Consider the following 7,411-nt stretch of genomic DNA (forward strand, 5'->3'; position numbering starts at 1 on the left):
GGGAACTGCGCGACCAGCCACCGACGGCCTGCAGCCGACGCACCACCCCAGGGGTCCGGGGCGAAGCCCCGAGAACCCCGACTGCGGGCGCGTCGTGGCTGAGCGCGCAGTTCCCCGCGCCCCTGACGGGCGCGCCGTGGCACCGCGTGACGAAGATCCGCCGGGCAGGCCCTTGTCACAGCGAACCCGCAGCGAACCACTTAACCGTGAACGTGCCGCCTCAGCACATCCTCCGCGCGCCCCATGTCCCCGACCGCCAACGCATCGAGCAACACCAGATGCTCGGCCGCATCCCGCGTAAGGTCCGTCGCAGGCGTGCGACGCTGAAGATCCTCCGCAACCAGTACCAGTTGCCGGTTCCCCGCCAAGGCCAAAAGCGCGCCATGAAAGGCGCGATCCGCCTCCGCGTAGGCGGCCCGGTCGCCGCACACCGCGACCGCGGCCGCCCGCTCCGCCAGCGGGCGCAGCCCGGCCCAGCAGCCCGCGGGGGCGGCGCCGGCCAGCCGCAGCACGGCGGGGACCTCCAGGAGCGCGCGGACCTCGGCGAGCTCGGCCAGGTCGCGGGCGGTGCGGCTGGCGACCCGGAAGCCGCGGTTGGGGACGACCTCGACGGCGCCCTCGAGGACCAGCTGCTGCATCGCCTCGCGCACCGGTGTCGCCGACACCCCGAACCGCTCGCCGAGCACCGGCCCGGAGTAGACCTCGCCGGGTATGAGCTCGCCGCTCACCAGCGCCTTGCGCAGCGCGTCCAGCACCTGGCCGCGCACGGAGTACCGCTGGGGGACCCGGCGCGCCGGGCGCTCGTACGCCTCGTGGACGTGCTCGCCGCGGGCGTCCGCCTGCGCGGGCACTGCGGCGTGGGGTCTGCCCTGCTCCATCCGGTCCTCCTGGTGTCCAAACGGAACCATAGGCGGCGGATCCGGCAGTTCAAACCCGAATCCATCCGGATAAGGTAAACCTAACCTATTAACGATCGGCACGAGCTGCGGTTTCTGCCGCTTTCCCCCGCGCCCTCCGCACCCCCGGACACTGCTGCACCTGCCCTCGCACGAGTGACATGGACCGCATCGACCGACTGTCAGCACGCCGAATCGACTACGCCACCCGTTCGAGTGGATTAATTAGAACCCAAATCCCTTGCCCCTGACCGGCGTTCGAAAATTTTCACACCTATCCGTATGTCTTTGGCCTCCATTGGCGGCGAGTTGCTGCGATCCCCTATGGCGCCCGGCGCGATTCCGTCAGGATGGCGCGCGAAACGCCGTACTGCGATGCAAGGGACGCAAGATGAGAGTGACCGACATACCGCTGAATTGGGCGCTCCCCAGTGCCGTGGCGTTCCTCGGGGCAGTGGTGGCGGTGACGGTGTACGCGCGCGGCCGGCACGCCCACCCCGAGGAGGCCGCCGCAGGCTCGGACTCCTGGGAGCGCAGCGAGGACCGCAGACGCCGCAAGGAGGCCATCTACGGCAGCGTCTCGTACGTCCTCCTCTTCTGCTGCGCCGCGGTCGCCGCGGCCCTCTCCTTCCACGGCCTGGTCGGCTTCGGGCAGCAGAACCTGGGGCTGACGGACGGCTGGGAGTATCTGGTGCCCTTCGGCCTGGACGGCGCGGCCATGTTCTGCTCGGTCCTCGCGGTGCGCGAGGCCAGCCACGGCGACGCGGCGCTCGGCTCCCGGATGCTGGTGTGGACCTTCGCGGGCGCGGCGGCCTGGTTCAACTGGGTGCACGCGCCACGGGGATTGGACCATGCCGGGGCACCGCAGTTCTTCGCCGGCATGTCGCTGTCGGCCGCGGTGCTCTTCGACCGCGCGCTCAAGCAGACCCGCCGGGCGGCGCTGCGCGAACAGGGCCTGGTACCACGCCCGTTGCCGCAGATCCGGATGGTGCGATGGCTGCGGGCGCCGCGCGAGACCTTCGGCGCCTGGTCGCTGATGCTCCTGGAGGGCGTGCGGTCGCTGGACGAGGCCGTCGAGGAGGTCCGCGAGGACAAGCGGCAGCAGGCACAGCACCGGATGCGCCGCCGCGAGGCGGGCAAGCTGGAGCGGGCCCGGCTCAAGGCCTACAACCGGCAGAACCGGGTGTGGGGCCGCATGCGCGGCGGGCGTCAGGTGGAGGTCGCCGCGGCGTCCGTGCCGCCACCCGCCCAACCGGCGCAGCTCGGCGGCTCGGAGCCCTCCATAGCCGACCCGGGGGAGTTCCCCGTCCGCTCCCGCCCGCTGCAGTCGGCGGGTCGTCCGGGGCCGATCGACCTCACAGCCGAGGACGACACCCAGGCCATCCCCCGGCTCGACTCGCTGGAGGCCAAGCTCGCCCGGATCGAACGCGATGCCCGGCTGGGGCATGGGGAGCGGAAGCTCGGCTGAACCGGCAGTTCCTCCCCCAGCTACCGCTGGGAGGTGCCCCCAGCGCCCCTGCGGGACGCGCAACAGGAGCCCTGAGCCTTCTCCTTCGGCTCAGGGCTCCTGTGCGTCCAGCTCGAACCAGACCGCCTTGCCCACCCCATGGGCCTGTACCCCCCAGGCGTCCGCCAGGGAGTGGACGAGCAGCAGGCCGCGCCCGGACGTCGCCTCGGCCGTGGGGTCGCAGTCCGGGATGCGTACGCGCAGCGTCGGACGGCGCGGTACGAGGTCCCGCACCTCCACTCTCAGCCGGCCCTTGGTGGCCGGGGACGGGCCGCCGCCGGTGAGCCGGGCGGTGACGACCGCGGGGCCGTCGGTGTGCACCAGGGCGTTCGTCACCAATTCACTGGCCAGTAATTCCGCGATGCCCGCCCGCCCCGGCTCCCCCCAGGCGGCGAGCATGTGCCGCAGGGCCGCGCGCACTTCCGCGACGGCCCCCAAGTCCCGGTGCCGGAGCCGTCTTTCCCAGGAGGGCTCCGCATCCCACCGGTCGTTTTCCCCCGTGTCTCCCGGACCGTCGCCGCTCTCCGCGCCCGCCCACTGTGCAGTCCGCCGTTTCATGCTTTTCGGACCCGCCCCCTCCCGGCGCCCGGCGTCGAACACGCTCACGCCAATGCATGCCCCGGGTTCGGCGGAACGACGCCTGTCGACTGCATCAACATGGCGTTCGGAAACGAAACTTCCTACGCCTCCCACACCGTGCACGCGGTGCGGTCGTCCGCGTAGCCCTTGACCCGGAGTTGGGAGTCCGCAAGATACGCCGCCAGTCCGGGCGGCTCCTCGCAGGCCCAGCGTTCCGCGAGCCGGATGCCCAGTTCCGGTTCGCCGCGCAGGGGTTCGGAGAGGCCCGTGGTGCACACCAGCAACGCGTCACCCGGCCGGGAGATCGAGGCCCGGAAACGGAACGGTTCGCCCGGCACCTCGGCCGGGTCGATGACGGATGCGGTGCCGGGGGTGGCGATGCCGAGGTCGATGGTGATCCGGTCGCCGAGGCCGTACGCGGCCGCGGGCTCGGCGGCCGGCGGCTCCGGCGGGGAGGGATCCGGGTCCAGGTCCTGCCAGGCCCCCGAGCGGAGCCGGAACAGGCCGCCCGTGCCGACCCCGAAGAAGACCCGCGTCCGGCACCGGGGGTCGCCGGGCAGCAGCAGACAGCGCAGCGAGGCGCTGTACTCGGCGGCGGGCAGGCCGAGGTCGGCGGCGCGGGCGCGCAGCCGGCCGTAGGAGCGGTCGGTCAGCCGGTGCAGCCCCGACTTCAGCTCGCTGCGCCGGCCGTTGTGCAGGTCCTCGGACAGCCGGGCGTGGCTGCGGCCGACCGAACCGGCGATCCAGGTGCAGATGTCGCGCGCCGCACGGTGGGCGCCCTCGGCGGCCCGGGCCCCGCTGGCCATGGCGACGAGCAGCAGTGCGTCGTCCCCCGTGCCGAACCGCGCGGAGAGCAGGGCGTCGCGGCGCGGCTCGCCGCGATAGCGCGCCGAGTCGCCGCGCAGGGACACCGCGCGCAGCGTCATGGCGCCGTAACGGGCGCCGTCCAGCACGGTGTCGGGCACGAGGTCGTCCAGGCTGCCGGGGTCGGCGCCGGGCCAGGAGGTGGGCTCCGCCTCGTAGGTGGGCGGGCCCTGGCCGATGAAGTCGGCCGTGTACGAGCGGGGTCCCCGACGGCGGACCGGCGGCGGGGGAACCTCCGAGACCTCGACGAGGCCGTGCCCGGCGGTGGCTTCGGAGACGACCGGGGCGACAGCGGAGGCGGTGATGACCGCGACTTCCGAGGAGGGGGTGGCGGGTGGTGCGGCGGGGGTGGCCGGGACCAGGGGCATTCCCGGTACCGGGGAGACCTCCGGCGCGTCGAACGGTTCGGGGGTGACCACGGGCGCGGACGTCTCGGCCGGCGGGGGCGGGGCGAGCGGCTCTGCGGAGGCGACGGGGTCGGGAGGTGCAGGCGGTTCGAGGAGTTCGACGGGCTCGACGGGACCGAGCAGTTCGGCCGGGTCGACGGGCTCGGTGGGCTTGTCCACCGAGGACGGGGCGGGCGGGGCGATCGGCCCGACGGGGTCGACCAGTTCACCGACTTCGGGAGTCCTGGCGGGCTTGGCCGGCCTGGCCGATGGCCGGACGGCTTTGCCCCCGGCCCTGACGGGTTTGGCGGCCTTGGGGGTGCGACTGCCGTGGTTCCTGGGGGCCTTGGCCACCGCCCCGCCGCCACTGTCGGCCTTGCCCGGCTTGTCGGCCTCTTCGGAGGTCCCGCCCGATGTCCTGCCCGCTGCCCTGTCCGATGTCTTGCCCGCTGTCCCGCCCGCTGTGCCTGCCGCTTCCGGTTCCGGCGCGGGCGGCGAGGACGGCGGGCGCGCGCTCTGTTCCTCCGGGCCGGAGCGCCGGGTACGGACCAGCCGCTCCGACCCCCGGGGCGGCGGCAGTTCCACCCGGCCGGTGAGCAGCGGCGGTGGCGGGGGCGGCGGATACGGCACCGGGAGCGAGTCGCGGAGCACCCCCCAGCCCGTCGACTGCCGGGGCACTCGGCGCGAGAGCTTGGGCGGTGAGGACGGGGGGGACGTCGAGGATGCAGCTGTGGGGACGACCGGCGGCTCGGGCGCCCGCGGCCGGGGCGGTTCCGCTCTCACCACCGCCGCGGCGGAGGTGAACCGCTCGTCGAGGCTGTCTCCCCCGGCGACGGGGCCCGTATCGGACGCGCTTCTGCCGTACAACTCTCGCCACCAGGCGTCCTCTTGTCCGGCGAGATCGTCCCCACGCTGGTCCATGCCCTTATTGTCCACACTGCGTGGCATACGGGAAGAGTGCACGGCCAACACCACCCCAGGGGGTGGAGCGGCGCATGAGGCGTATCAGGGCAGGGAACCCTCCAGCTTCAGCAGCATCTCCTTGCGCTCCAGCCCCCCGGCGTACCCGGTCAGCGAACCGTCCGCGCCGATCACCCGATGGCACGGAATCAGGATCATCAAGGGGTTGGCTCCGACGGCGCCCCCGACCGCCCGTACTGCCGCACGCGAGGCGCCGATCCGCCGGGCGATCTCGCCGTACGTGGTGGTCTCGCCGAACGGGATGGTGTCCAGCTCGTCCCAGACCTTCCGGCGGAACTCGGTCCCGCCGGTGTCGAATTCGAGGTCGAAGTCCTCGGCCTCCCCCGCGAAGTAGGCCGTCAGCTGCCGCGCCGCCTCCGCGAAGGCCGCGGGCTCGCGCTGCCAGTCGGGCTGCACGGCCGGGGCGTTCTTCTGGCCGGGGACGGAGAGGGAGACCAGGGCCGTGCCACCGGGTGCGGTGGCGGAAGGGCGGCCGGTGATGAGCAGCCGACCGAGCGGGCTGTCGATTTCGTCGTAGAGCATGATCGGATTTTCCTTCGTGGTCTGTGCGTCAACCGGCCGTCGGGGCGGGCGCGTTCCAGAGGTGGTGCACGGCGTACGAGCGCCAGGGTCCCCAGGCCGCGGCGTCCGCCGGTGCGGCGCCGACGGCGGCGAGGCCGTGGCGCACCCCGGCGTCGCCCTGCAGGAAGACGTCCGGGTCGCCGAGCGCCCGCATCCGGATGTAACCGGCCGTCCACGGGCCGATGCCGGGCAGGGCGAGCAGCTTCTGCTGGGCGTCGTCCCGGTCGGCGCCGGGGTCGAGCCGGACGGTGCCCTCGGCGAGCGCCTCGGCGACCGCGCGCAGGGCGCGCCGGCGCGAGTCGGGCATGCCGAGCTCGTCCAGGGCGGCGCCGGCCAGGGTGCCGGGGTCGGGGAAGACGTGGGTGAGTCCGCCGTCGGGTGCGGCGAGCGGCTTGCCGTACGCGGCGACGAGCGTGCCGCCGAGGCCGGCGGCCGCGGCCACGCTCACCTGCTGGCCGAGCACGGCCCGTACCGCGAGCTCCTCGGCGTCCGCCGCCCCGGGCGAGCGCAGCCCGGGGCGGGCGGCGACGAGTGCCCTCAACCGGGGGTCCGCGCCGAGGCGTTCGGCGACGGCCCAGGGGTCCGCGTCGAGGTCGAACAGCCGGCGGACGCGCTGGACCGCCGTCGACAGGTCGCGCGGGTCGGTCAGGTGCAGTCGGCAGTCGAGCCAGGCGCCGTCGCCGCCGTGGCGCGGCTCGTGGACCTCCGCGATGCCGGTGCCGTACGGGAGCCGCAGGGTGCGGCGGTAGGTGCGGGCACCGGGGGCGCCGGTCGTCTCCTCGATGCCGGGGATGACGCGGCGCTGCAGGAAGCCGAAGATCTCGTCCGCGGCGTACGGGCCGCGGTGCGCGAGCCGCAGCGGGATCCCGGCCGCGGGCTCCCTGGCGCCGGCATGGCGGCCCGGCCGGGCGCGCAGGGCGCTGGGGGTGGCGGCGTAGACCTCGCGGATCGTGTCGTTGAACTGCCGTACGCTCGCGAACCCGGCCGCGAAGGCGATCTCCGTGACCGGCAGGTCCGTGGTCTGCAGGAGCGTGCGGGCGGTGTGCGCGCGCTGGGCCCGCGCGAGGGCGACGGGCCCGGCGCCCAGCTCCTGGGTGAGCTGGCGGTGCACCTGGCGGGAGCTGTACCCGAGGCGGTCGGCGAGGCCGGCGACGCCCTCACGGTCGACGACACCGTCACCGATGAGGCGCACGGCGCGGCCGACCATGTCGGCCCGGACGTTCCACTCGGCGGAGCCGGGGACGGCGTCGGGCCGGCAGCGTCGGCAGGCACGGAACCCGGCGCCCTGGGCGGCCGCGGCCGAGGGATAGAAGCACACGTTCTCGCGCTTCGGGGTCACGGCGGGACAGCTGGGGCGGCAGTAGATGCCGGTGGTCCTGACGGCGGTGAAGAATGCACCGTCGAAGCGGGCGTCTTTGCTGCGGACCGCCTGGTAGCGGTCGTCGTCCTTCATGCCACCCAGTCTGCGACAGGCTTCGGGCTCGGACTGGCGGAAATCGGACGTGGTGGTCCGCGCCCCGAAGGGGCGCGGGGAACTGCGCGAGCAACCACAGACGGCCCGCAGCCGACGCACCAGCCCCGGGAACGTCGACTGCGGGCGCGTCGTGGCTGGTCGCGCAGTTCCCCGCGCCCCTCAG

General features: G+C 74.0%; 6 protein-coding genes. 1 reads left to right on the top strand and 5 read right to left on the bottom strand.

Annotated elements, in window-relative coordinates:
- Window positions 1-200 precede the first annotated feature (200 nt).
- The gene (locus ACWD4B_RS34500) at window positions 201-878 is read right to left on the bottom strand and encodes a GntR family transcriptional regulator (RefSeq protein WP_451424476.1); all 678 of its coding nucleotides are present in this window, start codon (window positions 876-878) and stop codon (window positions 201-203) included.
- A 409-nt stretch (window positions 879-1,287) separates the two neighbouring features.
- Between ACWD4B_RS34500 and ACWD4B_RS34505 the strand changes: the two genes are divergently transcribed.
- Window positions 1,288-2,364 (top strand): DUF2637 domain-containing protein, encoded by a 1,077-nt coding sequence (locus ACWD4B_RS34505; RefSeq protein ID WP_451424477.1) that lies wholly within the window; start codon window positions 1,288-1,290, stop codon window positions 2,362-2,364.
- 90 nt (window positions 2,365-2,454) lie between these two features.
- Here the strand turns inward: ACWD4B_RS34505 and ACWD4B_RS34510 are convergent, their stop codons facing one another.
- The 4 genes from ACWD4B_RS34510 to ACWD4B_RS34525 form a co-directional block, all read right to left on the bottom strand.
- A complete protein-coding gene (locus ACWD4B_RS34510) occupies window positions 2,455-2,961 on the bottom strand; it encodes an ATP-binding protein (protein WP_451424478.1) in 507 nt (168 codons plus the stop codon).
- 122 nt (window positions 2,962-3,083) lie between these two features.
- The gene (locus ACWD4B_RS34515; RefSeq protein ID WP_451424479.1) at window positions 3,084-5,153 is read right to left on the bottom strand and encodes a protein phosphatase 2C domain-containing protein; all 2,070 of its coding nucleotides are present in this window, start codon (window positions 5,151-5,153) and stop codon (window positions 3,084-3,086) included.
- Window positions 5,154-5,237: 84 nt separating this feature from the next.
- The gene (locus ACWD4B_RS34520; RefSeq protein ID WP_451424480.1) at window positions 5,238-5,735 is read right to left on the bottom strand and encodes a methylated-DNA--[protein]-cysteine S-methyltransferase; all 498 of its coding nucleotides are present in this window, start codon (window positions 5,733-5,735) and stop codon (window positions 5,238-5,240) included.
- A 28-nt stretch (window positions 5,736-5,763) separates the two neighbouring features.
- A complete protein-coding gene (locus ACWD4B_RS34525; protein WP_451424481.1) occupies window positions 5,764-7,227 on the bottom strand; it encodes a DNA-3-methyladenine glycosylase 2 family protein in 1,464 nt (487 codons plus the stop codon).
- Window positions 7,228-7,411: the final 184 nt, after the last annotated feature.

The sequence above is a fragment of the Streptomyces sp. NPDC002536 genome (genome assembly GCF_053594995.1).

What these genes read in the sequence shown, in the direction of transcription:
- ACWD4B_RS34500 (WP_451424476.1), bottom strand. Translation starts at nt 878, where the DNA reads ATGGAGCAGGGCAGACCCCACGCCGCAGTGCCCGCGCAGGCGGACGCC.
- ACWD4B_RS34505 (WP_451424477.1), top strand. Translation starts at nt 1,288, where the DNA reads ATGAGAGTGACCGACATACCGCTGAATTGGGCGCTCCCCAGTGCCGTG.
- ACWD4B_RS34510 (WP_451424478.1), bottom strand. Translation starts at nt 2,961, where the DNA reads ATGAAACGGCGGACTGCACAGTGGGCGGGCGCGGAGAGCGGCGACGGT.
- ACWD4B_RS34515 (WP_451424479.1), bottom strand. Translation starts at nt 5,153, where the DNA reads ATGGACCAGCGTGGGGACGATCTCGCCGGACAAGAGGACGCCTGGTGG.
- ACWD4B_RS34520 (WP_451424480.1), bottom strand. Translation starts at nt 5,735, where the DNA reads ATGCTCTACGACGAAATCGACAGCCCGCTCGGTCGGCTGCTCATCACC.
- ACWD4B_RS34525 (WP_451424481.1), bottom strand. Translation starts at nt 7,227, where the DNA reads ATGAAGGACGACGACCGCTACCAGGCGGTCCGCAGCAAAGACGCCCGC.